Origin of the sequence: Exiguobacterium sp. s192, from assembly GCF_018618795.1 — a bacterium.
GTDB lineage: Bacteria > Bacillota > Bacilli > Exiguobacteriales > Exiguobacteriaceae > Exiguobacterium_A > Exiguobacterium_A undae.
Genome location: NZ_JACSMS010000002.1, coordinates 102,624 through 128,269 on the forward strand (window position 1 = coordinate 102,624; position 25,646 = coordinate 128,269).

The window sequence follows — 25,646 nt, forward strand, 5'->3', positions numbered from 1 at the left end:
ACGTTCAGACTGGTTACAGACAAAAAGAAGCCGCTCTCGTCCATACGACGGGAAAGCGGCTTCTTTTAATATGGGGCATTAGATCAGTCCGAGGACATGTTTCAGATAGTAAGCAATCCCGTCTTCTTGATTCGTCTTGGTCGTGCCATTGGCAACCAGTTTAAGGGGACCAATCGCGTTGCCCATTGCGACACCATGACCGACATAATCAAGCATCTCCAAATCGTTTTCTTCATCACCAAAAGCGACAATCTGTTTTTGATGGATGTTGAGATGACGCGAAATCTGTTGCAGACCAACAGCTTTGCTCGTTCCTTTACGCATGACTTCCACCATGTATTCCGGTTTGATCCACTGCCGGTTCAACACGGTCTCAGCATGGATGCTCGACAGCTCCGAGCGAATGTCCTGGACATGTTCGCCTTTCGCATGAATGAGTAACGACGTCGGCTCGTGTTGCAACACTTTTCGTAGATCGCCTGTCGTCACCGACAAAGCATGATCCGTGTAAAATTCATAAATTCCGACCGGATCCCGTTGGAAGTAAACATGATCCGTCACTTCGCAGACGATGTTTTGTGTTTTGGTATCAGAAATCGATTCTAATATGTGCTGTACGGTCTTTAACGGAATCGGATGATGGCTGACTTCGAAATGTGAATCGTGCGGATGATGAACGAGTCCGCCGTTAAAATTGACGATTGGTGTCGTTAGTCCAAGTTCATCGTAATACCGTTTTGCATGTCGGAACGGACGCCCGGTTGCGATGACGACCTCGTGTCCGTTTTCCCGTGCCTTCCGTAACGCTGCTACGTTCGCTTGACTGATGGTCTTGTCGTCACGAAGTAAAGTGCCGTCTAGGTCGACGGCGATCAAATGACGCTGCATGAATAACCCACTCCACTCTTGATTCATTACGCTTACTGTAGCATATTCGACGGAAAAAATATCTAGAATTGCCTGTGTTTTAGAATCGAGAAAGCGTTTAAAAAAATTGGAGAAAAGCTGTCTGTTGCTTCAAAAAATGATATACTACGAAACGTAGGACATAAAAAAGTAAGCTAAGAAATGGAGGGGGAAGAATGCGTTTTCTCGTTACATTCTTCTGGTCGTTTTTACTCGTGAACACAGCCGTGTTCATCGTATCAGCGGTCGATGCAGTTACGTATAACTTCGGATTCGCGACAGCTATGTCAGTCGTGACTTCACTTGTCGTCTTCGCACTTGATGCAGTCAATGAAGATCTTGGTCTTGGTCAAGGGACAAAGGCAGAATAAGTTAAAAGCGAGATATCGTCATTCGGACGATAGACTCGCTTTTTTATCATTTGGGAGGTATTCCATGATTTTACTGAAAGAGGTACGGCTGGAAGGGAAATCGACGGATGTACTGGTTGGTGGAGGAAAGATTCTGGCGATTGGTTCGTATTCCGTCGATGACCGGTTGATTACACAAACGATTGACGGCGCAGGAAAGCAGTTGGTTCCGGGATTAGTGGACGGACATGTGCATCCGATTGGCGGCGGGGGCGAAGGCGGATTTTCGACGCGGACGGCTCCTCTATTGGCAATGGACTTCTTAACGGGAGGCGTGACGACCGTCGTGGGTCTGCTTGGGACAGACGGCTGGACCCGGACAGGAATTGATTTGTTGGCACATCTCCGGGGATACACGAGTTCCGGAATCCAGTCTTTTTTATTGTCCGGCAGTTATGCCGTCCCTCCGGTTTCAATCACCGATTCGATTGCCCGGGACATCTTGCTGATCAATGAAGTCATCGGCATCGGTGAAATCGCAATCAACGACCATCGTTCGACACAACCGACCGTTCAGGAATTGGCCCGTCTCGCATCAGAAGCCCGGATTGCCGGTTTGTTAAAGGGAGTCACGGGAACGATGAATGTCCATATCGGGGATGGCAAACAGGCTCTCCGTTTGCTTGAAGAAGTGGTGGAGACGACCGACATTCCGATCACCCAATTTTTGCCGACCCACATCAATCGCAGCGAACGGATTTTTGAAGCCGGTTTAGAGTGGGCCAGACAAGGGGGGCGAATCGATTTTACGACCTGCACGACCGATGCTTTCATCGAAGAAGGCGAAGTGCCGGCGGGACTCGCCTTAAAACGCGCACTAGATGCAGGCATCCCGTTAGAGCGGATTACGATGTCAAGTGATGCGGGAGCCAGTTTACCGGCATTCGATGACGCCGGCAAACTGCTTCGATTAGAGACCGGACGACCCGAGTCGATGCTCGAAGCGGTTCGGGACGCTGTTCAATACGGTGTTTCATTCGAGCAGGCGATACAGACGGTCACTTGTAATGTCGCAGATGCTTATGGCTTCTCCGCAGGACGTATCCTTCTAGGGGAGCGGGCGGATCTGTTACTGATTGATGACGCTTTGCAAATCGATACGATTCTTGCGAATGGGCGTGCTATAATGATTCAGAAAAAATGGCTGTCGCCAGAATGACGGAGGGATCAATGTGTCAAAGAAGTCTAGTCGTGTGAAACCGACAAAAAAACCGCAATCAAAAGCCAACTGGATCACAGCAGGTGTGATTGCGCTGATCGTCTTGGTGGGAGCAACGATGTTACTGTTCGCGGATCGGGAAGATTCAGCATCCAAGAACGGAAATTTAAGCGCAAGCCAAGTATCCGATAAGTTGAAATCGGGCGATGAATTTTATACGTATTTCTACCAAACCGGATGCGTTCACTGTGAGAAAGTAAAACCTTACTTAGTGCCGCTCGGAGAGAAACAAGACATTCCATTCGAACAGATTGATCTTGCGGTCGAGCAGTCGGCATGGGATACATTCGCAATCGAAGGAACTCCGACCGTTGTTCACTTTAAGGACGGAAAAGAGGTCAGCCGTGTTTCAGGAGAACAGACCGAGGAAGCCTACAAGGAATTTTTTGCGGGAAAAGACGTTAAAAATTCAGAAGAAGAGTCGTCTGGTGATTTAAATGATTAAAAAGTGGTTCTTCACCCAATTATTCGAATTAAACGGGCATCCGGCAGTTGCAAAACAACTGCGGCGGTTTGCGATGAGTCCGGCGAGTCGTCCGTTGATCCAACCGTTCGTCAACATGTACGACATCCAGATGCAAGAGGCGGAACAGCCACTTGCATCGTACAAGACGTTACATGATTTGTTCGTCCGACATCTAAAAGAAGAAGTGCGTCCGGTCGATTCGTCTGCACAGGCGGTCGTCAGTCCGTGTGACGGTGTGCTGTCCGTTGTCGAGGATTTGACGGAAGACAGCCGGTTTACCGTCAAGGGCCAAGACTATTCGGTCGCAGAACTGCTTGGTTCTCACCATGAAGCACAAAATTATGTCGGTGGGCGTGTCTTAATCTTTTATTTGAGCCCGCAAAACTATCATCGGGTCCATGTTCCGATTGACGGAACGGTGCGGACAAGTTACACGCTCGGGCGCGATTCGGCTCCCGTCAACGAACTTGGTCTCGAATATGGAAAACGTCCGTTGACACGCAACTACCGACGCGTCACACGGATCACGCAAGGGGAGCATGCACTGGAGCATGTCATGGTCGGCGCATTAAACGTCAACACGATCGTCCAAACGAATCAACAGCGGGAAGTCAAACGTGGTGATGAGTTTGGGTATTTCTCATTCGGTTCGACCGTCGTCTTGATTTGTCCGAAAGACGCTGTCACATTAATGGACGACATTAAAGGTCCGGTCTTGATGGGACAACGAATCGGTACTTGGAATTCATGAATGCGGGACGCTCTCTAAGTATCAAGGGGGCGTCCCGTCATGCTTAGGAGGAATCTGTCATGCAGATTTTGATGTTTACAGAAATGGCGAACTCATCGCTTCAAGTGTATGGTGCGTTATTCATTTTCTTAGTAACGTATGCGTTCATCATCAGCGAGAAAATCAGTCGTGCCATCGTCGCTTTATTAGGAGCACTGGCGATGATCATGTTAGGGATCGTGGAACTCGAATCTGCGTTATTTGAATATGTGGAGTGGGGAACCATCGTGCTGTTAATCGGGATGATGATCCTCGTGACAATCGCGAACCAATCGGGCTTATTTGAATATATCGCAATTCGTGCGGCGAAACGGACAAAGGGCGATCCCATCAAAATTTTGATTTTACTCTCTTGTTTGACGGCTTTCGGGTCGGCTTTCTTGGACAATGTCACGACAGTGTTGCTGATTGTCCCGATTACGTTTTCGATTACGAAAGTCTTAAAAATCAAACCGTTTCCGTTTCTCTTGGCGGAAGTTCTGTTTGCCAACATCGGCGGGACGGCAACTTTAATCGGAGATCCGCCGAATATCATGATTGGAGCTGCAAATTCGCATTTGACGTTTAATGCGTTCTTGTGGAATCTCGCTCCCATCATCGTCTTGATCACAGTCGTGACGATTGGGATTTTGTACTTTTTGTTCCGGAAACAGTTGTATGTCGAACCGGAAAATCAACAGAAATTGATGGAAATTGACGAAAACAGTTATATCATCAGCCGTAAACTTGTTCTTCGGAGCAGTATCGTGCTGATCAGTACCATTGCCTTATTCATTTTACATCCGCTACTGAGCCGGATCGGGATTCAACTCGAGGCACCGGCCATCGCGATGCTCGGTGCCACGGTTTTGATGTTATTGACGATTGAAAACAATCACCAGCTAGAGGAAGTGTTTGCCCGAATCGAATGGACAACGATCTTTTTCTTTGCGGGACTGTTCATCTTGGTCGGTGGAATTCAAGAAGTCGGCATCATTCGTTATCTGGCAGAGCAGACAATCACGTTGACCGGGGGAGATATCGAAACGACGGCGACGGCGGTTCTTTGGTTATCCGGTATCGCAAGTGCGACGATTGACAACATCCCGTTCGTCGCGACGATGATTCCACTCATCAACGATGTCGCGACAGGTATCGGTCTATCACCGGACAGCCCGCAAATCGACGTCTTATGGTGGTCGCTTTCACTCGGAGCCTGTCTTGGCGGAAACGGGACGTTGATCGGCGCATCCGCCAATGTGATTGTGGCAGGCCTTGCAACCCGGCAAGGGGAGAAGTTCACGTACGGGCGTTTCTTGCTGTACGGGGCCCCGATTACGATCGTGACACTCATTTTGTCGCAACTGTATTTATGGATCCGCTATTATTGAAGGCGGATGAACGGACGGAAGATGTATCCAATCTTCCGTTTTCGTTTGGTCATCGCTCAATCAAATTGATTGTGCTATAATCGAACGATAAGAACATAACTGTTTCTTAAACTTAACTATAGAGCTAGACCATTATCTGGAGGTTTTATTCTTGTTTAAACGACTTTATCCAAAACATTTTGTGGCTTCGATTTATGATATCGACTTAGAGATGTTAAAACGAAACGGTGTCAAAGCAATTTTGACGGATCTTGATAATACACTTGTCGCTTGGAATATTGCCGATGCTCCAGACGAATTGGTGTCATGGCTCGATATGGTCAATAATCAATATGGATTTGACGTCATCATCGTCTCGAATAATAACGGCGATCGAGTCAAGAAATTTGCGGATCCGCTTGGCCTGCATTATATTGCACCGGCACGTAAACCGTTACCGATTGGGTTTAAACGGGCACTGACAGAATTCGGGTATCATGCGAAGGAAGTCGTGTTCCTCGGAGACCAACTGTTTACTGACGTACTGGGAGCAAATTCAGTAGGTATCGAAGTGATTCACGTTCAACCCGTCGTCAAGACAGACGGTGTCGTCACAAAATTTAATCGCTTGATGGAACGCGTGATTTTTCGGCGGATGAAACGTAAAGGAATCTATAAATTGACGCAACGCGTCAAAGAGGATCCGGCAGCGTTGAAACATCCCATCGAGACGCTTCGTCAAGATAAGCAACAATGACCCTGTCATACCGGTAGATGAAAGGATAGGCAGCAGTCGCAACATGTACGGCAAAAGGTCGGAAGTTACGCTCTTGGAGTAGCGAGCAGGGCGCTACGTTGAATAGAGAAGGGAAAGTTCCCGATGCGGCTCAACACACACATGGAAGAAATCAATTGCGCAGGCTGTGGTGTCGCGATCCAAACAGAGGATCCGAAAGCACCCGGTTATGCGCCTAAATCCGCACTTGATCGTGAAATGGTCATCTGCCAACGTTGTTTTAAACTCAAGCATTATAACCAAATTCAAGACGTCGCATTAACGGACGATGATTTTGTCAAAATCTTAGATGGAATCGGTCAAAAAGATGCACTTGTCGTCAAAATCGTTGATATCTTTGATTTTAACGGTAGTTGGTTACCAGGATTACACCGATTTGTCGGGAAAAATGATGTCTTGCTTGTCGGAAATAAAGCAGATTTATTACCGAAATCACTCAATCCGAATCGTCTGATGAACTGGATGCGTCAAACATCAAAAGAGTTGGGGTTACGCCCGGTCGATGTGCATCTGATCAGTGCGAAAAAAGGGCACGGGGTCGATGAACTGGCAGAAAAGATTGATTACTACCGTAAAGGACGCGACGTGTATGTCGTCGGCTGTACGAATGTCGGGAAATCGACATTGATCAATCAGGTCATCAAGCGTTTCGGAGAAGAAGAGGAAGCTGTCATCACAGTCAGTCACTTCCCGGGGACAACGCTCGATTTAATCGATATCCCGCTTGACGACAACTGTAACCTGTACGACACACCGGGAATCATCAATCATCATCAAATGGCACACTATGTGGATGCACGGGATTTGAAGCTGATTACACCGAAAAAAGAAATCAAGCCGCAAGTTTTCCAAATTCATCCGCAACAAACGTTGTTCTTCGGTGGTCTGGCACGTCTTGACTACATGGAAGGCAACAAACGATCGTTCGTCATTTATATGTCGAATGATTTGAAAGTACACCGGACGAAGCTTGATAAGGCGGATGATCTGTACGCGAACCATAACGGAGAGCTGTTATCGCCTCCGAATGAGAAAACGCTTGAGATGCTTCCGCCACTCGTTCGGCACGAGTTCAGTCTGCGCGATAACATGAAGACAGATATCGTCTTCAGCGGACTTGGCTGGGTTGCTGTTCACGGAAAAGGCGGACGAGTTGCTGCCTACGCACCAAAAGGTGTGGCCGTCTCGTTACGTGAGGCGCTCGTCTGATGCATTTTGCTGTCATCGGTCATCCGATTGCCCATTCACTTTCACCCATGTTGCACGAAACATGGCTGAAAGCGGCTGGGCTTTTCGGCTGTTATACCATGGTGGATGTTGAAGCAGAAGAGTTAGAGTCGCTCGTCCGGCAATTACGAACCCGTCAATTGGACGGGATTAACGTGACGATTCCGTATAAGTCAGCCATCATTCCGTTTCTCGATCGTCTCGAGCCGGCAGCCGCCCGTGCAGGAGCCGTCAATACCGTCTATTGGGACGGGGATAATCTTGTCGGGGCAAATACGGATGGAACCGGATTTGCCCGTGCGCTCGCATCACGAACCAATGCGGAACGTACTCTGGTGATTGGTGCCGGCGGGGCAGCGCGTGGCATCATTCCGATGCTGCCCGGTCACGTCACGATCATGAATCGAACGAATCAAACGGCTGAGCGTGTCGCAGACGAATTCGGACAACATGCTGTTGCGTGGTCACGGACAATCGATTTGACCTCGTATGATGTCATCATCAATACGACTTCGGTCGGGATGGCTCCACAGATCGAGGAAACACCCATTGATCTGACAGCGACGACGGCCTTGATTTGTGATATTATTTATCGACCGACTCCGACCCGTCTGTTGCGTGAAGCTACCGCAAGCGGACTTGATACATTAGATGGTGTCTTGATGTTTGTATTACAAGCGGCTGAAGCGTTTGAACGCTTCACCGGTCATAAACCTGACATCGCTCTCGGCGAACAGGTGATTAGAAAGCAATTGGAGGAATTATAATATGTTAACAGGTAAACAAAAACGTTATTTACGCGCGACGGCTCACGATTTAAGCCCGATTTTCCAAGTCGGAAAAAACGGAGTAGGGGAAGCGATGTGTGCGGACTTGATGGACGCACTCGAAAAACGTGAACTCTTGAAAGTTCAAGTGTTACAAAACTGTGCCGATGCACCAAAAGATGTCGCGGCTGAACTCGTTGACGGGACGAACGCAGAACTGGTTCAAGTCATCGGGAAAGTCATCGTTCTCTATAAGGAATCGAAAGAGAATAAGACACTTCAATTACCACGATGAAGATTGGGTTGATGGGTGGAACGTTTGATCCGCCGCATATCGGTCATCTGTTGATTGCCGAACAAGCCAAAGAACAACTCGAGTTGGATGCGGTCTGGTTTTTACCGGCTAAGCTTCCACCCCATAAACAATCGACGGGAACAAGCGCCGACAAGCGGCTTCAGCTTGTTGAAGCGGCGATCCAGTGTAATGAAGCCTTTTCTGTCTCGGATATCGAGTTTGAACGGGAAACGAAATCGTACACGTTTGATACGATTCGTGAACTGAAAAACCGGTATCCCGAACATGACTTCTTTTTCCTGATTGGTGCGGATTCACTTGTGAGTCTAGGGACGTGGTACCGGGCGGACGACTTGTATCAAGAAGTCCGGTTCGGTGCTGTCGCACGACCGGGGAGCCGCTATCTGATTCCGGAGGGAGCGCAAGTCACGGCAGTCGATATGCCGTTGCTTGAAGTCTCTTCGACGGACATCCGTCAACGCGTAGCGAGAGACCGCAGTATCCGTTATCTCGTACCGGAACCGGTCCGACAATTAATCAAGGAGTGGAAACTCTATGCGACTTGAAGAAGCGAAACGAATCATTGAGGAAACACTACCTACGAAACGCTACATCCATACGCTCGGAGTCGTCGAGACAGCCATTCAACTGGCGCGGCGATACGGGGTACAAGAAGACAAGGTTGCCTTGGCAGCGATGCTGCATGACTATGCCAAATATCGGAATGTATCCGAGATGCAGACGATTGCAGTGGAACTCGGTTTGAATCATTTACTTGAGTATGAGGATGAATTGCTGCATGCGCCTGTTGGGGCTGAACTCGTCAAGCGGGAGCTTGGCGTCGAGGACATCGAGATTTACCAAGCGATCGCGAACCATACAACCGGTGCACCCGGTATGCCTTTGCTCGATCAAATCATTTTTGTGGCGGATGCGATTGAACCCAATCGCCAGTACCCCGGTGTGGATCAGCTTCGACAGATTGCGCAAGAAGATCTCACACAAGCCGTCATCGCGACACTTGGACAGACGATCACATTTTTATGTAAAAAACAAACAGTGATTTTTCCGCTGACGATCGAGACATACAATGCGTTCATCACGGAAAAACGAAAGGGGACCGTCCTATGACAGTCGAACAAGAATTAAAATTAATCGTAAATGCAATTGATGATAAACGTGCTGAGGACATCGTCGTACTCGACATGTCGAAGATTTCACCAATCGCAGATTACTTCGTCATTTGCGAAGGAAACTCGGAGAAACAAGTTCAGGCCATCGCGCGTGAAGTTAAAGAAGTTGCCCATAAAAACGAATTACCGATCAAACGATTAGAAGGAATGGATGCGGCGCGTTGGGTCCTCGCTGACCTTGAGAATGTCGTCGTCCATGTCTTCCACCGGGATGACCGTGACTATTATAACCTCGAGAAATTATGGGCAGACGCACCTAAAGTAGAAGTCGAGATCGACTAATGGCGTACGAACAGTTTGCGTATGTCTATGACGAACTGATGCAGGATGTCCCGTACCCCGAGTGGGTCGCTTGGGTGCTCGAACAGGTAGAGCCCGGTAAAAAGATTGCGGATATCGGTTGCGGCACAGGAACAGCAACCTTGTTGCTTGCCGACCATTACGAGGTCACCGGCGTCGATTTGTCGGAAGAAATGCTTGAAATCGCTCAAGAAAAGGCGATGGAAACAGACCGTCACGTTGCGTTTTGGGTACAGGACATGCGGGAACTCGAATTACCGGAACCTGTTGATGCAATCACGATTTTGTGTGATTCATTAAATTACTTGCAAACCGAAGCCGACGTCAAGCAGACGTTTGACAGTGCGGCCCGTCTTCTGACAGACGGTGGAAAGTTGCTGTTCGACGTACATTCGCCGTACAAGATGGAAACGTTATTTAACGGCAAGACGTACGCCACTCATGCGGAACAGAGTTCGTATATTTGGTTCGCGGATCCTGGTGAAGCACCGTTATCGGTCGTTCACGAATTAACCTTCTTTATCGAAGATGAGGACGGACGGTACGATCGGGTCGACGAGACACACTATCAACGGACGTATCCACCGGAACAATACATCACGTGGTTACGTGAAGCCGGTTTCCGGGTGCGTTCGGTGACAGGTGACTTTACGACAGATGCTCCGACGGAAACAGCTGAACGAATCTTTTTTGTCGCCGAAAAATTATAAGCAGTACTGAAACCATCGACCGCTCGCCGGTTGATGGTTTTTTTCGTCTTAAACAAGAGTACTGTCGCGAAACGTCTGATAAACGGAAAAGGAACAGCGGGACAGCCGAGAACCGAAGCAGGAAACGAGAAGTTTGGGCAGAGGTAACAGAAGTGGAGAAATTGATACAGTCGGGTGGACGGGAGGAATATTGATGACGATTCCACGCTTACAGCAATTCGCCACTTTGGCCGTTGTACTCTTGCTCCTGGTGGTACTGTTTGTTCCGTTGCCTTCCTGTTCGAATGAGGCACTAGTTGAAAAACCAGCCATCGTCAAACAAGAGCAGGAAGCACAGGCGGAAGATCCGTCCACCAGCAACCTACTCCGTGCCAAAAAAATCATGGTCGACATCAAAGGAGCGGTCAAACGTCCGGGTCCCTACAGTTTTCGGTTGGGAGACCGCGTCCAGGATGCCGTCAAGCGGGCGCAAGTGACTCCGGCAGCGGATGTAAACCAACTCAATCTCGCAGCACGTTTAATTGATGGGCAAGAAGTGGTCGTTCCGACAAAAAGACAGGACCGTGTTAAAAAGAAATCCGCGGGTCCGGTCGATCAGGCGGAGATTCCAAAAGGGTTGCTCGATTTGAATGCCGCAACGGAAGAACAATTGTTGGAAGTGCCGGGCATTGGTCCCGCCAAAGCGAGTGCGATCATCCAGTACCGAGAAGAAAAAGGTGGATTTGCGACGTACGACCATTTAGGAGACGTCAAAGGGTTTGGACCAAAGACGCTTGAAAATCTAAAAGCATACTTAATCGTCTACTGATGCCCTTATTTCCCTTGTTTTTTATGATCCTGTTGGTGGCATTAAAAGAATCACTTTGGTTTGTTGCTGCAGTGTGCATGATGTTTGTCCTGAAGTCGTGGTCGAAGTCGATCCAATCGTTGCTGTTAATCAGTGGATTAAGTATGATTTTTGCGGTCCGCCTGATTGCTCCGCCGCCAGTAACGGATATCCATGTCATCGATATCATCGATGCGAAGCAGAATGGGGATCGTATTCGTTATCTGGCTGAAGTACAAGAGCAGCAAATCATCGTGGCGACGACGTTGGATGAAGACACAACGCTTGATTATGAACGAATCGGACAACGGTGTGAGGTGACCTTACACGAGTTGCCGGTCTTACCGCAATTGAACGACGGCGGTTTTGATGAGGCACGGTGGATGCGGACGGAACGATTAAGCGGAAAGTACGAAGTAGAGCGTTTCGGGAAATGTTCAGACACACCGGGGTTCGATGGAAATGGACGCCGGGTGCGCCAGGAATGGATGGCACGTATCGAACAGTTGCCGGTTAAGCAAGCTCTCTATATCGAAGCACTGGTCTTGGGTGAAGACCGTCTGATGGATCAAACGACGATGGAACGTTTTAAACGGTTTGGATTACTTCATGCGATTGTGATTTCGGGCTCTCACATCGCATTTTTAATCTGGACGATGTTATGGGTGCTTAAAAAAATCCGGTTGACCCGAGAACGAAGATTCGAGTTGGTCTTATTCCTGTTACCGCTGTACGGGTGGTTGACCGAATGGAGCGCACCGGTGATGCGGGCTGTTGGTGTGGCAATGATTTTATTATGTTGCCATCGATTTAATCGCCGACCGGACCCTGTGGCGGTCGTAGCGACGGTAGGAGCTTTCCAATTGGCGTTCTCCTATACAAGTTTGTATGATGTCGGGTTTCAGCTGACGGTCGGATTGACGGTCTTTTTATTATTGTCCCGCAGAATGTGGGACGGGATCAAACGTCCGTGGAACTGGTTGCTGATTAGTGTGTGGGCTCAAATCATGACAAGTCTTGTGCTACAACTAACGGAACAAACCGAACTTTCAATCTGGTCACCGGTCTTGAACATCCTTTTAGGCGGTTGGATCGAATGGGTCATCCTGCCGTTGTCTTTCCTTGCGAGTATGACGGTACTGATTCCGACGGCACCGACAATTCTTCAGTTCCACGGTCAAGCGATTGCCTTACTGGACCACTCCTTGGCGCTTGCTGAACGCTTACCGTTGCCTTCCTCAGCCCTGCATTTGTTTTCATTTCCTGTCTGGCTGGCAGTGGCGGCAGGGGTGATGGCCGGGTGGTGGGTGGCTGAACGAAAATGGTTCGGGCACCTGATTCCGCTTGTTTGTCTGCTGACAGCCAGTACTGTTCTGGATCATCGGACGGAAGAGCGGATCACTTTTGTGGATGTCGGTCAGGGAGACAGTACCGTTATTGAAAAGGATGGAGAAACATTTGTCATCGATACAGGAGGGGTGTTCTCGCTCTCGAAACGACCGCCGTTGCGTCCGTTTGATCCCGGAAGCCAGATTGTTGCACCATTTCTGTCCACACGGGCTGAGACACGAATTGACGGGCTGATTCTGACGCATGCCGATCACGATCATATTGGAGGGCTTGCCGGATTGTTGCGTAAAGTAAAAGTCGATACGATTTATCTTGGGCAATATGATAATCAAGACGAAAAACGCCAGGAACTGATCAAGCAGATTGAAAGGACGGGGACACGGATTCAATTCGTCCGAACCGGACAACGCATTCGCCCGTGGTTGAATGTAATTGCTCCTTCAGGAACGGAGGAAGAAGAAAATGACCGTTCCATCGTCCTGCTGGCTGAAGTCGCTGAACACCGTATTTTATTGACGGGGGACGCAAGCATCCAGCAGGAGGAGAAGTGGCACGTCGGGAAGGTGGATATTCTAAAAGCCGGACATCATGGTTCCAAGACCTCGACAGGAGAAAAAATGCTGAAACAAGTAGATCCGGAGACCGTCATCATATCAGCCGGGCGAAACAACCGGTATGGTCATCCGCATGCGGAAGTTTTGGAGCGGACGAGGGGACGGACCGTCATCCGGACGGATCAGGCGGGAATGATAACTTGTTCTGCAATGGGTTGTGAACCTATGCTAAAATAAAAAACAGCAACCCCCCAAGGTTGCTGTTTTAGTGATTAAAGACTTAAGAATTTGATTACGACGCCAATGATGAACAAGACTGCGAAAAAACCGAACGATGCGCCAAAACCGACGGCAGAGTCAAGCGCGTCATTACGTTTGGATTGAATATCGTTTTCAAACGCATTTTCACTTGGTGGGCGTACTGAATGTGCCATGCTGCATTCCCCCTAAAAATAGATTCCGCTTCTAGTATAGCGGAATAAAAGAGGATTATCTATGATGAAGTTAAGAACAAACTGTGAAATGTGGTGGGGAAGATGAAAACACCTTGGCTTGTCAACGGAAAACTGGCGAACCTTTATTTATTATATGGAACAGAACGTCACCTTTTGGAAGAATGGGAACGTGAAATCGTCAAAGCTGCCTTACCGGACGGTGAGCGGTTCGACTATATGAAAATTGACTTAAACGATCAACCGCTTGATGCGGTACTCGATGAGGCGGAGACCGTTCCTTTTTTAAGTGACTATCGTGTCGTCATAGCAAAACCTGCGACGTTTTTAACCGGAGCAAAAGATAAAAAAACCCATAATGTCGATCGTCTGGCAGAGTACATCGTCCAACCGGCGGATTATGCGATTGTTGTCTTGATTGTGGAAGCGGAAAAACTGGATGAACGAAAAACCATCGTCAAACGTCTAAAGGATCGCGCTGTGATTCTCGAAGCCAAGAAACCGACAACAGAAGAGCTGTTTCGTTTTGTAATGGATGCGGTGAACGACAAGGGTTACCGGATGGATCGTCCAGCCATTGAGCGATTGATCTTTTTGACCGGTGAAATGTGGGCGACGCTGACACATGAACTGGATAAATTGATGCTCTATGCAGGGGATCGACCGGCAATTGAGCTGGAGGATGTGGATTTACTTGTCCCGCGGACGCTGGAAGATAACGTGTTCCAGCTGACCGATTACCTGATGAAACGTCAACTTGAACCGGCGATTCGTCTGATTCGTGATTTGGAAAAACAAGGTCAAGAAGTTTTGGCACTGCTCGGTCTGATGGCACGCCAGTATCGGATGATGCTGTTATCAAAACGCCTCGCCGAACAAGGGTATGGAGAGCGGCAAATCGCTTCGAAAGTCGGTGCCCATCCGTATGCGATCAAACTGGCGTTGCAAGCGGGAAAACGTTTTACGTTCGCGCAGCTCGAACAAGCCTTGATCGCCATCACGACAACGGACGAAGGGATGAAAACCGGACGCGGCGATAAACGGATTTTATTTGATTCGCTTGTCGTACGATTGGCCACTTTGTGAGGAGGTTGTAATATGGAGATTCAACTCATTGAAGCATCAGAAGTGATTCCACTGCGGCATGAAGTGTTACGGCCGCATCAACCGATTGAAACCTGTACGTATCCGGATGATCATGCGGAAAAAACGTTCCATCTGGGTGGCATCAAAAACGGTCGGATTGTTGCGGTCGGCACATTTTCGAACCGATTGCATGAAACCGATCCCGAATTGACGTATCAACTGCGTGGGATGGCGACGAGCCCTGACGTCCGGGGGGAAGGATACGGGAAAGCACTGCTTGAAGAAGCACGTAAGGTGTTGGCGGCGAGACAAGCTCGTGGCTGGTGGTGTAATGCCCGACTCGTGGCGGTGCCTTTTTACGAACGATCCGGACTGACGATTGCCAGTGAATCGTTTGACATTGAGGGAATCGGTCCGCATCATGTGATGGTCGATTGCTTCGCAAGGAAAGAATAATGGATGGAATTCATTCATCTTCTAAAAAACAGCAAAACAAATAGAGAGGCGGACGTAACAGTCCACCTCTCTATTCTTGTGTTATGTCTATTTTTTTGAGTTAGTTTCTGTTTAGGAACAAAAAAATCACCACTGGAGCAAGCTCCTAGTGGCGATCGATCACTGTATCCTTCAAAGAAGAATTAAAGTGCGTTTACGAGTCGAGCGAGACGTGATTTGTCACGACCAGCTTTGTTGCTGTGGATAAGACCTTTAGCAGCAGCTTTGTCGATTTTCTTAGATGCTGTGTTGAAAGCTACGAGCGCTTGCTCTTTGTTGCCTTCAGTAGCGAAAGTTTCGACTGCTTTGATTGCTGAACGCATAGACGATTTACGTTGTACGTTAGCGACGCGGCGTTTTTCAGCTGTTTTAACACGCTTGATTGCTGATTTAATGTTAGCCATGGATGATTCACCTCCAAGAAAACTCATTCGAGATTTATATTCGCATATCTGCATTTATCGTTCAACAGAACAAACACAATTGTAGCAAACGTTTTTCTTAAAAGCAATAACAGCTCTAGGGTTTCTTTCGATTTTTGTTTTTCAGGAAAACAAAACGAGATGGTGCACCTCGTGTAATTTTTGGTATAATGAAGCGTATGTACGTTTGACTATAAGGTAAGGTGACTATAAACATGAATAATGCAGATCGTTTAAAGCGGCAAAAAAGTATTCGTAATTTCTCCATCATCGCGCATATCGATCATGGGAAATCGACACTTGCAGACCGCATTTTAGAAAAAACAGGTGCGTTGACATCGCGTGAGATGAAAGATCAGACGCTGGATGCGATGGATTTAGAGCGCGAACGCGGGATTACCATTAAATTAAATGCCGTTCAGTTGAAATACACGGCAAAAGATGGTGAGGAATATATCCTCCATCTGATTGATACACCGGGACACGTCGACTTCACATATGAAGTATCACGTTCACTCGCAGCATGTGAGGGCGCTGTACTCGTCGTGGATGCCGCACAGGGAATCGAAGCCCAGACACTTGCCAACGTGTATTTGGCGCTCGATAACGATTTAGAAATCTTACCAATCATCAATAAAATTGATTTGCCTTCGGCGGACGTGGAACGTGTCCGTCAAGAAATCGAAGATGTAATCGGACTCGATGCTTCAGAAGCCGTTCCGACGTCTGCGAAAGCAGGTATCGGGATTGAGGAAATTCTGGAACAAATCGTCGCAAAAGTTCCGGCACCAACAGGGGATCCGGAAGCACCACTCGAAGCATTGATTTTTGATTCGTATTACGATGCCTACCGTGGTGTCGTCGCTTCGATCCGTGTCGTCAACGGAACGGTTAAAGTCGGCGACAAGATTCGGATGATGTCGACCGGGAAAGACTTTGAAGTCTTGGAACTCGCCGTGTCGACACCGAAACCACTCCGTCAGAAAGAATTGACGGTCGGCGATGTTGGAACGTTGTCTGCTTCCATTAAAACCGTCGGCGATGTCCGCGTCGGGGATACGATTACCTTGGCGAAACAACCGGCTCAAGAAGCTCTACCGGGATACCGGAAGATGAATCCGATGGTGTACTGTGGTCTCTATCCGATTGATGCCGCACGTTACAACGATTTACGTGAAGCACTTGAACGTCTGCAGTTAAGTGACGCGGCACTCGAATTCGAGCCGGAAACGTCACAAGCACTCGGATTCGGTTTCCGTTGTGGTTTCCTTGGTATGCTTCACATGGAAATCATTCAGGAACGAATCGAACGTGAGTTCAACATTGATATGATCACGACAGCTCCATCGGTTATCTATCATGTGACGACGACGGCCGGAGAAGTGCTCCACGTCGACAACCCGTCGAAGATGCCGGAACAACAAAAAGTCGAGTTCATTGAAGAGCCTTACGTCAAAGCGGCGGTCATGACACCAAACGATTACGTCGGTGCCATCATGGAACTCTGTCAAAAGAAACGTGGGACATTCGTCGATATGGAGTACATCGATACGACACGTGTCAAAATCACGTATGAACTTCCATTGTCGGAAATCGTCTATGATTTCTTCGATCAGCTGAAGTCGAGTACAAAGGGATATGCATCGCTTGATTACGAGTTGATTGGTTATCAGCAATCACGTCTCGTCAAGATGGATATTCTCTTGAATAACGAAAACGTCGATGCACTGAGCTTTATCGTTCACCGTGATTTTGCGTATGAACGCGGGAAAGTCATCGTTGATAAATTGAAAGAACTGATTCCACGGATGCAGTTTGAAGTACCGATTCAAGCCGCCGTCGGAACAAAAATCGTTGCCCGCTCGACAATCAAGGCGTTGCGGAAAAACGTTCTCGCCAAGTGTTACGGGGGAGATATCTCGCGTAAGCGTAAATTGCTCGAAAAGCAAAAAGAAGGTAAGAAACGGATGAAGATGGTAGGCTCGGTAGAGGTACCGCAAGAAGCCTTCATGTCGGTTCTGTCGATGGATGAAGATTGAGAGAAGAAACAAAGGGGGCGTTTTGGCGCACCCTTTTTCTGTTTAAGTAAAGAAAGGATGAGGCGAAATGACTCCACACGCCGCGTATGTCCACATTCCGTTTTGTGAACATATTTGTTACTATTGCGACTTTAATAAAGTCTTTTTAAAAAATCAGCCGGTCGCTGAATATCTGGATGCGTTAGAACGAGAAATCGAACTGACGTTACAACAATACCCGACGGATCGACTCGAAACGATTTTTATCGGGGGAGGTACACCGACCGCCTTAAACGAAGATCAAATGCAACGCTTGATGGACATCATTAAAAAACATCTTTTACCGCTGACGGATGACACCTTGGAATATACGGTCGAATCCAATCCGGACGGCGTCTCGCCGGAAAAACTCGATATCATGAAAGCGGGCGGCGTCAACCGGGTCAGTTTTGGTGTTCAATCGTTTGACGACGGATTACTCGAACGGATCGGTCGGACGCATCGGGAAGCTAAAGTGGCCGAGACATTGGAGCATGCTGCGAAACGATTTGATAACATCTCGGTGGATCTGATGTTCGGATTACCGAATCAAACGCTCGAACAAGTCCGATATGATGTCGAACGGGCCTTGCGTTTACCAATCACCCATATCTCATCCTATTCCTTGATCCTTGAGCCGCATACGGTTTTTGCGATTCAAGAACGAAAAGGGAAGTTGCCGTTGCCGACGCAGGATCTAGAGGCGGATATGTACCGTTTAATGATTGAAACGATTGAAGCCGGTGGATTGCATCAATATGAAATTTCGAACTTTTCTTTACCGGGTCGGGAAAGCCGGCATAACCGGGTCTACTGGGAAAATGACGAATATTACGGATTTGGTGCCGGGTCACACAGTTATATCAACAAGACGCGCCGGGCGAACATCGCACCGATTCCGCACTACATCAAAGCGGAGGGATTACCGGTCCGCAATGAGACGCCGTTGACGGAAGTGGAACGGATGGAAGAAGAGATGTTTCTCGGATTACGGATGAAAGAAGGGGTGTCTGAACAGCACTTCGAAGCGAAATACGGGTACTCGCTTGACCAAGTCTTTGGACAGACGATTGCGAAATTGTTGCCGCGCGGACTGGTCGAGCGGACAGCAACACACATCCGTTTGACAGATGCCGGTGTACCGCTCGCCAATGAAGTGTTTGCCGAGTTTATCGGTGAAGCAGAGATTGAAGAGCAGAAAACAGATCAAGCTTAAAAAATAAAACGGCGTCCATACAAAAGTATGCGGACGCCGTTTTATTTTTTTTGTTTTCGTAAAAAGTAGGCGGTTGTACCGATGATGGCGATGAACACCCAGACGAACACACCGGCCATTGCAAACAGTTCCAGCATGGACCTCATCCTTTTCTTGTTTGTTTCACTGTATCGCAGAATGGGAAAGTCTTCAAAGGGTTCAGCAAATTGGTTGACATCATTTCCAGGATTCCTTATAGTAAAGATGTAATTAGCACTCGTTAAAAGTGAGTGCTAACAAAATAAGGTGGTGAAGAAGGTGCTGACGGATCGCCAATTGTTGATTTTACGTGCAATCGTCGATGATTATATCAAAACCGCTCAACCCGTCGGCTCACGGACGCTCTCAAAACGGAGTGACGTGACGTTCAGTTCCGCGACCATTCGAAATGAGATGGCGGACCTCGAAGAAATGGGATTGATTGAAAAGCCGCATACATCTGCCGGCCGAATTCCATCCGAGCTTGGATATCGATTTTATGTCGATCATCTGATTCGTCCGGAAAGCATCTCACCGCAAGAGGCAAAGGCGTTAAAATCGTTATTTGCCCATTCCGTGAATGAAAATGATCGGTTGATCCGACATACAGCGGACTTGTTGAGCGAATTGACACATTATACGACGCTTGTATTAGGTCCAAAAGAAGAAGGACAACGTCTCCATCATTTAGAACTGATTCCCTTGGCGGAAGGCCGTGTCGTCATCGTTTTGGTGACGGAAACGGGTCATGTCGAACATAAGACACTTCAGCTCGCGGAAGCCCTCTCACGTGAGGCGGCAAGTCGCTTGATGGAACGATTGAACCAGACGTTACGCGGAACGCCGCTGAGCATGTTGCGTGGACGTCTGCTCGAAGAAATCAGACGGTTCCGTTCCGAGCATTCGGAACAGACGACCTTGTTGTCAAAAGCACTTGATATCGTTTTGACGGATCAGCATGAAGGACGTCCCCTGATTTATCTCGGAGGGAAGGCCAACATGTTTGATCAGCCGGAATTTCAGGATGTCGCGAAATTGCGACCGGTTCTCGAGTTGATTGAACAGCAAGAAGCCTTGTTTGATTTTTTAAGTCCGAATCTCGATAATCAAATCTTGATTACGATTGGTAGCGAGAACAATGTCGATGCCCTGAAGGACTGTAGCGTGATCCGGGCGCATTATTCAGTAGATGGAATCTCACTCGGGACATTGGCGCTGATTGGTCCAAAACGGATGGATTACAATCGAGGCATCAACTCGATCATTCATCTTTTACAAGCATTCCAAACTGAGTTGCGTAAAAACAACTTAGATTGAATATAGAAAGGGGCTCGATTCAGAGTGGAAGAAAAAAAGCAGAATCAAAACCTCAATAATAATGAAGAAACTACCGAGCAACAAACAGAAGCAGTTGAAGTGACGGAAGAAGAAGTCGTACAGGCGGATCTCGTCGAAGAAGCACCGACACCGGATTTCGAAGCGCAACTGGCGGAAGCAAAAGCATCAGAATTACGCCTCCGTGCGGATTTCGATAACTTCAAACGTCGGAACCGGATTGAAGCCGAAAATCGTGCGAAGTACTCGTCCCAGACAATCGTCGAGAAGTTACTCCCGTTAGTGGATAACCTCGATCGTGCGTTGCAGATCGAATCGGACAACGAAGAAACGAAGTCTGTATTAGCGGGTGTCGAGATGGTCAAACGTCAATTGGTGGAAACACTCCAAAATGAGGGCGTCGTTGAGATTCCAGCAGTTGGAGAAGCCTTTGATCCGAACCTGCATCAGGCAGTCGTTCAGGAGCCGAGTGAAGAGCACGAATCAGGCGTCGTGACAGCTGAATTCCAAAAAGGGTACAAATTACACGATCGTGTCATCCGCCCAAGTATGGTCAAAGTCGCAGAATAAGATGTCCTTGAAACTACAATAACTATTCGAAGGTGAGGAATTTATCATGGCAAAAATCATTGGTATTGACTTAGGAACTACAAACTCATGTGTCGCAGTAATGGAAGGCGGAGAGCCGGTCGTTATCGCAAACGCAGAAGGAAACCGGACGACACCATCTGTCGTTGCTTTTAAAAACGGTGAGCGTCAAGTCGGCGAAGTCGCAAAACGTCAAGCCATCACAAACCCAAACACAATCATGTCGATCAAACGTCACATGGGTACAGACTATAAAGTTGAAGTCGAAGGCAAAGACTACACGCCACAAGAAGTATCTGCCATCATTCTTCAAAAACTCAAAGCTCAAGCAGAAGATTACCTCGGTGAAAAAGTAACGGAAGCTGTCATCACGGTTCCTGCTTACTTCAACGATGCTGAGCGTCAAGCGACAAAAGACGCAGGAACAATCGCTGGTCTTGACGTCAAACGGATCATCAACGAGCCGACAGCAGCAGCACTTGCATACGGTCTTGAAAAAGGTGAAGACCACACGATCCTCATCTATGACTTAGGTGGCGGTACATTCGACGTTTCGATCCTTGAACTTGGAGACGGTGTCTTCGAAGTTGTTTCAACTGCCGGTGACAGCCGTCTTGGTGGCGATGACTTTGACCAAAAAATCATCGATCATCTAGTCGCAGAATTCAAAAAAGACAACGGCATTGATCTTGCACAAGATAAAATGGCGCTTCAACGTCTAAAAGATGCTGCTGAAAAAGCGAAGAAAGATCTTTCTGGTGTCTCTTCGACACAAATCAGCCTTCCGTTCATCACGGCTGGCGCAGCAGGTCCGCTTCACCTTGAAATGACATTGTCACGTGCGAAGTTCGACGATTTGACAGCTGATCTCGTAGAACGGACGATGGCTCCAACACGTCGTGCCCTCAGCGATGCTGGCATGACACCGGACAAAATCGACAAAATCATCCTCGTTGGTGGATCAACACGTATTCCTGCTGTTCAAAAAGCAGTTCAAGACTTCACAGGCAAAGAATCATTCAAAGGGGTTAACCCGGATGAAGTGGTTGCCCTTGGAGCAGCTGTTCAAGGTGGCGTATTAACAGGGGACGTTAAAGATGTTGTCCTTCTCGACGTAACACCACTCTCACTCGGAATCGAAACAATGGGTAGCGTGATGACGAAACTGATCGACCGTAACACGACGATCCCGACTTCAAAATCACAAGTCTTCTCAACAGCAGCTGACAATCAGCCGGCAGTAGACATCCATGTTCTTCAAGGGGAACGTCCGATGGCGTCAGACAACAAAACGCTTGGTCGTTTCCAATTGACAGATATTCCGCCAGCACAACGTGGTGTGCCGCAAATCGAAGTTAAGTTCGACATCGATGCAAACGGAATCGTTAACGTATCAGCGAAAGATCTTGGTACGAACAAAGAACAATCGATCACAATCCAATCATCAAGCGGCTTGACTGAAGCAGACATCGACCAAATGGTCAAAGATGCTGAAGCGAACGCCGACGCAGACAACAAACGTAAAGAAGAAGTGGAACTTCGCAATGAAGCGGATCAACTGGTCTTCGCGACAGATAAAGCGGTCAAAGACCTCGGTGAGCAAATTGACGCAGCAGATAAAGAAAAAGCAGAAGCAGCGAAAGAAAAAGTCACGACTGCACTTGCAGGAACAGACATCGAAGCGATTCGTGCTGCGAAAGACGAATTATCGACAGTCGTTCAAGAGTTGACACAAAAAGTCTACGAAAACATGGCTCAACAACAAGCTGGCGCTGAAGGTGCACAAGCAGGTGGACAAGACGACAACGTCATGGACGCTGAATTCGAAGAAGTCGACGACAAAGACAACAAATAAGTAACCGACCGATTTTTCGGGCGCTAGAGAGAGCCAAAGCGTAATCCGCGCTTTGGCTCTTTCCATGTCGCATGAAGTTCGGTAAAATCAAACAGTATGAATTGAATCGGAACCAAAGAGAGGGAGAATGCACGTGGAAAAACGCGATTATTATGAAGTGTTGGGCGTCGCGCGCGATGCCTCAGCAGCAGAAATCAAACGAGCTTACCGAAAACTCGCCCGGACATACCATCCGGACGTTAACAAGGAAGCCGATGCCGACCAAAAATTCAAAGAGCTGTCTGAAGCGTATGAAGTATTGTCAGACGACAATCAACGGGCACGCTACGACCAGTTCGGTCACCAAGATCCATCACAAGGTGGCGGCGGATTTGGTGGAGCGGAAGGGTTCGGCGACATCTTTGACATGTTCTTCGGCGGCGGACGCCGTCAAGATCCGAATGCTCCACGCAAAGGACAGGATTTGCAATATGTCGAAGAAATCGACTTCATGGAGGCGTTCGCGGGTGTCGAGAAAGTCATCACGATTCCGGTCGAAGAAGACTGCGGAACATGTCACGGTTCAGGTGCCAAACCGGGAACACATCCGGAAACATGTAAGCGTTGTGGTGGATCAGGACACATCAACGTCGAGCAAAACACGATGTTTGGTCGTGTCGTCAATCAAACGACATGTTCAACGTGTCATGGACGCGGGCAAATCGTCAAAGAACCATGTGAAACATGTCGTGGTGCCGGACGTGTCCGTAAAAACAAAGATGTCCGTGTCAAGATTCCAGCCGGGATCGACAACGGGCAACAGATCCGCTTGGCCGGTAAAGGGGAAGCGGGTGTCAATGGTGGACCGTTCGGAGATCTGTATGTCGTCGTTCGTGTACGGGAACATGAATTGTTTGAACGGGTCGACGATCATATCGTCATGGACATGCCGTTGACATTCACACAAGCGACGCTTGGAGACGAAATCGAAGTACCGACTGTTCACGGAAAGGTCAGTTTGAAAATTCCAGCCGGCACACAAACAGGTTCACGTTTCCGTCTGCGCGGCAAAGGGATGCCAAACGTCCGTTCAGGTCATCACGGGGATCAATACGTCAACGTCGTCATCATCACACCAAAAAACCTGACGGACCGCCAAAAGGAATTACTCCGTGAGTTTAACGAAATCAGTGACGAAAAAGGTGTCGAGGAACAACACGAAGGCGTATTCAGCCGGATCAAAACATTCTTTACAGGGTGATTCACTAAAGGAGCGTGACAGGAAATGAAATGGTCAGAAGTCTGTGTCCATACGACACAAGAAGCAATCGAAGCAGTCTCGAACATCTTACATGAGGCGGGAGCGAGTGGTGTCGTCATCGAGGACGTAGAGGATTTCGAGATGATGTCGCATCGTGAAGACAACTTCGGTGAAATTTGGGATGAGAAGAAGCGCGATGAATATCCGGACAGCGGTGTTCTCGTCAAAGCGTATCTTGCGGAAAGCAGTGATTTGACGGATACGATCAAAGGAATCGAGCGCGATATTCAGATGCTGACGAAATTCGGTCTGACGATTGGTGCAGGAACTGTCACGCTGACACAAGTGGACGAAGAAGACTGGGCCCATTCGTGGAAACAGTTTTATAAACCCGTTAAAATCAGCCGTCATCTGACGGTCGTTCCAATGTGGGAAGACTACACACCGCAACCGGATGAAAAGATCATCGAACTCGATCCCGGGATGGCATTTGGAACAGGAACACATCCGACGACAGTCCTTTGTATTCAGGCGATTGAAAATTACCTGAAAGACAACGACCGTGTTGTCGATGTCGGAACGGGTTCAGGTGTTCTGGCGATTGCAGCAGCCAAACTCGGGGCAAAGGATGTCTTTGCACTTGATTTGGATGAAGTGGCGGTTCGTTCGGCAACGGATAACGTGGCACTAAATCAAGTCAGTCAGCAAGTGACGGTCCGTCAAGGCGATTTGATGAAGGAATTGAAAGAACCGGTCGAGTTGATTGTCGCCAATATCCTGGCGGAAGTCATCTTACTGTTCGTGAACGATGCGTATGAGTTGACGCTTCCGGGCGGACACTTCATTGCATCGGGCATCATTGGTCAGAAAAAAGACATGGTGCGTGACGCCATGATCGATGCCGGATTTACAATCGTTGAGACGACGAAGCTCGAGGACTGGGTCGCGATTATCGCGAAACGCGAGGCTTAAGCCGATGCAACGATATTTCATAGATCCGACCGCACGTGTAGGAAATACCTTCACGTTCTCAAAAGACGACGCCCATCATATGAAAAACGTCATGCGGATGGATGTCGGCGATGAGATTTTGGTGTTAGACGGAACGGGACTGTTCCGTTGCCGAATCGACCAACTCGAAAAGCAAACGGCCGTCGCGGAAATGATTGAAGAATTACCGATCGAAACAGAACTCCCGATCCAGGTGACGATTGCGTATGCGTTACCGAAAGGGGATAAAGTGGAACTGGTTGCTCAAAAAGCGACGGAGCTTGGCGTCAGTCAGCTGCTTGTTTTTGAATCGGCACGCTCGGTCTCGAAATGGGATGCCAAAAAAATCCCGAAAAAGCTTGAACGGCTCCAAAAAATCATCAAAGAAGCAGCCGAACAATCGTACCGGGCGCACTTGCCGACGGTTGACTATGTGACGTATGATGAAGTCCTACAAGACGCGGGCCACTATACGGCGTGTCTGATCGCCTATGAAGAAGCGGCGAAAGACGGGGAAGCGGCAGCTTTCGCTTCTACGCTGTCACGGTTGCAAGCCGGTGATTCCTTATTGGTCGTAATCGGTCCGGAAGGTGGACTCACGGAAACGGAAGTATCGCGTTTAACCGATGTTGGCTTCTTACCAGCATCACTCGGACGACGGATTTTACGGACGGAAACGGCACCACTTTATGTCCTGTCCGCCGTATCGTATCATTTTGAATTGAAAGGGTGAG

28 protein-coding genes are annotated in these 25,646 nt (G+C 48.3%); 25 read left to right on the forward strand and 3 right to left on the reverse strand.

Annotation, left to right across the window (positions count from 1 at the left end; translation table 11 throughout):
• Positions 1 to 78: 78 nt before the first annotated feature.
• The gene (locus tag KNP87_RS05460) at positions 79 to 888 is read right to left on the reverse strand and encodes a Cof-type HAD-IIB family hydrolase (RefSeq protein WP_214721227.1); all 810 of its coding nucleotides are present in this window, start codon (positions 886 to 888) and stop codon (positions 79 to 81) included.
• A 194-nt stretch (positions 889 to 1,082) separates the two neighbouring features.
• Here KNP87_RS05460 and KNP87_RS05465 point away from each other — a divergent pair, with 194 nt between their 5' ends.
• The 15 genes from KNP87_RS05465 to KNP87_RS05535 all read left to right on the forward strand — a co-directional run bounded on the left by KNP87_RS05465 (position 1,083) and on the right by KNP87_RS05535 (position 13,395).
• The gene (locus tag KNP87_RS05465) at positions 1,083 to 1,277 is read left to right on the forward strand and encodes a YjzD family protein (RefSeq protein ID WP_012369663.1); all 195 of its coding nucleotides are present in this window, start codon (positions 1,083 to 1,085) and stop codon (positions 1,275 to 1,277) included.
• 64 nt (positions 1,278 to 1,341) lie between these two features.
• Entirely contained in the window at positions 1,342 to 2,475 is a 1,134-nt protein-coding gene (iadA, locus tag KNP87_RS05470; RefSeq protein WP_214721074.1) for a beta-aspartyl-peptidase, read from the forward strand.
• Positions 2,476 to 2,509: 34 nt separating this feature from the next.
• On the forward strand, positions 2,510 to 2,980 hold the full coding sequence (locus KNP87_RS05475) for a thioredoxin family protein (protein ID WP_233550606.1): 471 nt from the start codon (positions 2,510 to 2,512) through the stop codon (positions 2,978 to 2,980).
• A complete protein-coding gene (locus KNP87_RS05480) occupies positions 2,973 to 3,752 on the forward strand; it encodes a phosphatidylserine decarboxylase (RefSeq protein ID WP_214721076.1) in 780 nt (259 codons plus the stop codon). Before KNP87_RS05475 ends, KNP87_RS05480 begins: the two co-directional genes overlap by 8 nt.
• Before the next feature lie 59 nt (positions 3,753 to 3,811).
• Positions 3,812 to 5,161, forward strand: coding sequence for an ArsB/NhaD family transporter (locus tag KNP87_RS05485; protein ID WP_214721077.1), 1,350 nt, complete (start codon positions 3,812 to 3,814; stop codon positions 5,159 to 5,161).
• Between the two features lie 151 nt (positions 5,162 to 5,312).
• A complete protein-coding gene (locus KNP87_RS05490) occupies positions 5,313 to 5,897 on the forward strand; it encodes a YqeG family HAD IIIA-type phosphatase (protein WP_026833688.1) in 585 nt (194 codons plus the stop codon).
• A 141-nt stretch (positions 5,898 to 6,038) separates the two neighbouring features.
• On the forward strand, positions 6,039 to 7,145 hold the full coding sequence (gene yqeH, locus KNP87_RS05495) for a ribosome biogenesis GTPase YqeH (protein WP_026829033.1): 1,107 nt from the start codon (positions 6,039 to 6,041) through the stop codon (positions 7,143 to 7,145).
• Entirely contained in the window at positions 7,145 to 7,930 is a 786-nt protein-coding gene (aroE, locus tag KNP87_RS05500; protein ID WP_214721078.1) for a shikimate dehydrogenase, read from the forward strand. Before yqeH ends, aroE begins: the two co-directional genes overlap by 1 nt.
• A gap of 1 nt (position 7,931) precedes the next feature.
• Positions 7,932 to 8,225, forward strand: a complete 294-nt coding sequence (gene yhbY / locus KNP87_RS05505; RefSeq protein ID WP_012369671.1) for a ribosome assembly RNA-binding protein YhbY — start codon at positions 7,932 to 7,934, stop codon at positions 8,223 to 8,225.
• Positions 8,222 to 8,791 carry a nicotinate-nucleotide adenylyltransferase gene (locus tag KNP87_RS05510; protein WP_214721079.1) on the forward strand — a complete coding sequence of 190 codons (570 nt, stop codon included), beginning with the start codon at positions 8,222 to 8,224 and terminating at the stop codon, positions 8,789 to 8,791. Before yhbY ends, KNP87_RS05510 begins: the two co-directional genes overlap by 4 nt.
• Positions 8,781 to 9,356, forward strand: a complete 576-nt coding sequence (yqeK, locus tag KNP87_RS05515; protein ID WP_214721080.1) for a bis(5'-nucleosyl)-tetraphosphatase (symmetrical) YqeK — start codon at positions 8,781 to 8,783, stop codon at positions 9,354 to 9,356. Before KNP87_RS05510 ends, yqeK begins: the two co-directional genes overlap by 11 nt.
• The gene (gene rsfS, locus KNP87_RS05520; protein ID WP_014969755.1) at positions 9,353 to 9,700 is read left to right on the forward strand and encodes a ribosome silencing factor; all 348 of its coding nucleotides are present in this window, start codon (positions 9,353 to 9,355) and stop codon (positions 9,698 to 9,700) included. The genes yqeK and rsfS overlap by 4 nt, the downstream gene beginning before the upstream one ends.
• Positions 9,700 to 10,428 carry a class I SAM-dependent DNA methyltransferase gene (locus KNP87_RS05525; protein ID WP_214721081.1) on the forward strand — a complete coding sequence of 243 codons (729 nt, stop codon included), beginning with the start codon at positions 9,700 to 9,702 and terminating at the stop codon, positions 10,426 to 10,428. Before rsfS ends, KNP87_RS05525 begins: the two co-directional genes overlap by 1 nt.
• Positions 10,429 to 10,621: 193 nt before the next feature.
• Complete coding sequence (locus tag KNP87_RS05530) at positions 10,622 to 11,236, forward strand: helix-hairpin-helix domain-containing protein (protein ID WP_214721082.1); 615 nt, start codon at positions 10,622 to 10,624, stop codon at positions 11,234 to 11,236.
• Between the two features lie 35 nt (positions 11,237 to 11,271).
• A complete protein-coding gene (locus KNP87_RS05535; protein WP_353049356.1) occupies positions 11,272 to 13,395 on the forward strand; it encodes a DNA internalization-related competence protein ComEC/Rec2 in 2,124 nt (707 codons plus the stop codon).
• Positions 13,396 to 13,430: 35 nt separating this feature from the next.
• Here KNP87_RS05535 and KNP87_RS05540 read toward each other — a convergent pair whose 3' ends face one another.
• Complete coding sequence (locus KNP87_RS05540; protein ID WP_012369678.1) at positions 13,431 to 13,592, reverse strand: YqzM family protein; 162 nt, start codon at positions 13,590 to 13,592, stop codon at positions 13,431 to 13,433.
• A gap of 102 nt (positions 13,593 to 13,694) precedes the next feature.
• Between KNP87_RS05540 and holA the strand changes: the two genes are divergently transcribed.
• Both holA and KNP87_RS05550 read left to right on the forward strand, forming a co-directional pair.
• Positions 13,695 to 14,696 carry a DNA polymerase III subunit delta gene (gene holA, locus KNP87_RS05545; RefSeq protein WP_026833681.1) on the forward strand — a complete coding sequence of 334 codons (1,002 nt, stop codon included), beginning with the start codon at positions 13,695 to 13,697 and terminating at the stop codon, positions 14,694 to 14,696.
• Between the two features lie 12 nt (positions 14,697 to 14,708).
• Positions 14,709 to 15,152 carry a GNAT family N-acetyltransferase gene (locus KNP87_RS05550; RefSeq protein ID WP_214721084.1) on the forward strand — a complete coding sequence of 148 codons (444 nt, stop codon included), beginning with the start codon at positions 14,709 to 14,711 and terminating at the stop codon, positions 15,150 to 15,152.
• 182 nt (positions 15,153 to 15,334) lie between these two features.
• Here KNP87_RS05550 and rpsT read toward each other — a convergent pair whose 3' ends face one another.
• Positions 15,335 to 15,595 carry a 30S ribosomal protein S20 gene (rpsT, locus tag KNP87_RS05555; protein WP_012369681.1) on the reverse strand — a complete coding sequence of 87 codons (261 nt, stop codon included), beginning with the start codon at positions 15,593 to 15,595 and terminating at the stop codon, positions 15,335 to 15,337.
• 233 nt (positions 15,596 to 15,828) lie between these two features.
• On the opposite strand from rpsT, the gene lepA reads away from it, so the two are divergent.
• The 8 genes from lepA (at position 15,829) to KNP87_RS05595 (ending at position 25,645) form a co-directional block, all read left to right on the forward strand.
• Entirely contained in the window at positions 15,829 to 17,652 is a 1,824-nt protein-coding gene (gene lepA, locus KNP87_RS05560; RefSeq protein WP_026833678.1) for a translation elongation factor 4, read from the forward strand.
• A gap of 67 nt (positions 17,653 to 17,719) precedes the next feature.
• Entirely contained in the window at positions 17,720 to 18,886 is a 1,167-nt protein-coding gene (gene hemW / locus KNP87_RS05565; protein WP_214721085.1) for a radical SAM family heme chaperone HemW, read from the forward strand.
• 297 nt (positions 18,887 to 19,183) lie between these two features.
• Positions 19,184 to 20,221: a heat-inducible transcriptional repressor HrcA gene (gene hrcA / locus KNP87_RS05570; RefSeq protein ID WP_214721086.1), complete on the forward strand. Its 1,038-nt coding sequence runs from the start codon at positions 19,184 to 19,186 to the stop codon at positions 20,219 to 20,221.
• A 24-nt stretch (positions 20,222 to 20,245) separates the two neighbouring features.
• A complete protein-coding gene (gene grpE / locus KNP87_RS05575; RefSeq protein ID WP_214721087.1) occupies positions 20,246 to 20,809 on the forward strand; it encodes a nucleotide exchange factor GrpE in 564 nt (187 codons plus the stop codon).
• A 46-nt stretch (positions 20,810 to 20,855) separates the two neighbouring features.
• The gene (dnaK, locus tag KNP87_RS05580; RefSeq protein WP_026833674.1) at positions 20,856 to 22,682 is read left to right on the forward strand and encodes a molecular chaperone DnaK; all 1,827 of its coding nucleotides are present in this window, start codon (positions 20,856 to 20,858) and stop codon (positions 22,680 to 22,682) included.
• A gap of 133 nt (positions 22,683 to 22,815) precedes the next feature.
• Positions 22,816 to 23,922: a molecular chaperone DnaJ gene (gene dnaJ, locus KNP87_RS05585; protein ID WP_026833673.1), complete on the forward strand. Its 1,107-nt coding sequence runs from the start codon at positions 22,816 to 22,818 to the stop codon at positions 23,920 to 23,922.
• Between the two features lie 24 nt (positions 23,923 to 23,946).
• A complete protein-coding gene (gene prmA, locus KNP87_RS05590; RefSeq protein ID WP_026833672.1) occupies positions 23,947 to 24,894 on the forward strand; it encodes a 50S ribosomal protein L11 methyltransferase in 948 nt (315 codons plus the stop codon).
• 4 nt (positions 24,895 to 24,898) lie between these two features.
• A complete protein-coding gene (locus KNP87_RS05595) occupies positions 24,899 to 25,645 on the forward strand; it encodes a 16S rRNA (uracil(1498)-N(3))-methyltransferase (RefSeq protein WP_214721088.1) in 747 nt (248 codons plus the stop codon).
• The last annotated feature ends 1 nt before the right edge of the window (position 25,646 follow it).

Bases quoted from the DNA above. Each gene is read 5' to 3' on its own strand.
- KNP87_RS05460 (WP_214721227.1), bottom strand. From the start codon at position 888: ATGCAGCGTCATTTGATCGCCGTCGACCTAGACGGCACTTTACTTCGT.
- KNP87_RS05465 (WP_012369663.1), top strand. From the start codon at position 1,083: ATGCGTTTTCTCGTTACATTCTTCTGGTCGTTTTTACTCGTGAACACA.
- iadA (WP_214721074.1), top strand. From the start codon at position 1,342: ATGATTTTACTGAAAGAGGTACGGCTGGAAGGGAAATCGACGGATGTA.
- KNP87_RS05480 (WP_214721076.1), top strand. From the start codon at position 2,973: ATGATTAAAAAGTGGTTCTTCACCCAATTATTCGAATTAAACGGGCAT.
- KNP87_RS05485 (WP_214721077.1), top strand. From the start codon at position 3,812: ATGCAGATTTTGATGTTTACAGAAATGGCGAACTCATCGCTTCAAGTG.
- yqeH (WP_026829033.1), top strand. From the start codon at position 6,039: ATGGAAGAAATCAATTGCGCAGGCTGTGGTGTCGCGATCCAAACAGAG.
- aroE (WP_214721078.1), top strand. From the start codon at position 7,145: ATGCATTTTGCTGTCATCGGTCATCCGATTGCCCATTCACTTTCACCC.
- yhbY (WP_012369671.1), top strand. From the start codon at position 7,932: ATGTTAACAGGTAAACAAAAACGTTATTTACGCGCGACGGCTCACGAT.
- KNP87_RS05510 (WP_214721079.1), top strand. From the start codon at position 8,222: ATGAAGATTGGGTTGATGGGTGGAACGTTTGATCCGCCGCATATCGGT.
- yqeK (WP_214721080.1), top strand. From the start codon at position 8,781: ATGCGACTTGAAGAAGCGAAACGAATCATTGAGGAAACACTACCTACG.
- rsfS (WP_014969755.1), top strand. From the start codon at position 9,353: ATGACAGTCGAACAAGAATTAAAATTAATCGTAAATGCAATTGATGAT.
- KNP87_RS05525 (WP_214721081.1), top strand. From the start codon at position 9,700: ATGGCGTACGAACAGTTTGCGTATGTCTATGACGAACTGATGCAGGAT.
- KNP87_RS05530 (WP_214721082.1), top strand. From the start codon at position 10,622: ATGACGATTCCACGCTTACAGCAATTCGCCACTTTGGCCGTTGTACTC.
- KNP87_RS05540 (WP_012369678.1), bottom strand. From the start codon at position 13,592: ATGGCACATTCAGTACGCCCACCAAGTGAAAATGCGTTTGAAAACGAT.
- holA (WP_026833681.1), top strand. From the start codon at position 13,695: ATGAAAACACCTTGGCTTGTCAACGGAAAACTGGCGAACCTTTATTTA.
- KNP87_RS05550 (WP_214721084.1), top strand. From the start codon at position 14,709: ATGGAGATTCAACTCATTGAAGCATCAGAAGTGATTCCACTGCGGCAT.
- rpsT (WP_012369681.1), bottom strand. From the start codon at position 15,595: ATGGCTAACATTAAATCAGCAATCAAGCGTGTTAAAACAGCTGAAAAA.
- lepA (WP_026833678.1), top strand. From the start codon at position 15,829: ATGAATAATGCAGATCGTTTAAAGCGGCAAAAAAGTATTCGTAATTTC.
- hemW (WP_214721085.1), top strand. From the start codon at position 17,720: ATGACTCCACACGCCGCGTATGTCCACATTCCGTTTTGTGAACATATT.
- dnaK (WP_026833674.1), top strand. From the start codon at position 20,856: ATGGCAAAAATCATTGGTATTGACTTAGGAACTACAAACTCATGTGTC.
- prmA (WP_026833672.1), top strand. From the start codon at position 23,947: ATGAAATGGTCAGAAGTCTGTGTCCATACGACACAAGAAGCAATCGAA.
- KNP87_RS05595 (WP_214721088.1), top strand. From the start codon at position 24,899: ATGCAACGATATTTCATAGATCCGACCGCACGTGTAGGAAATACCTTC.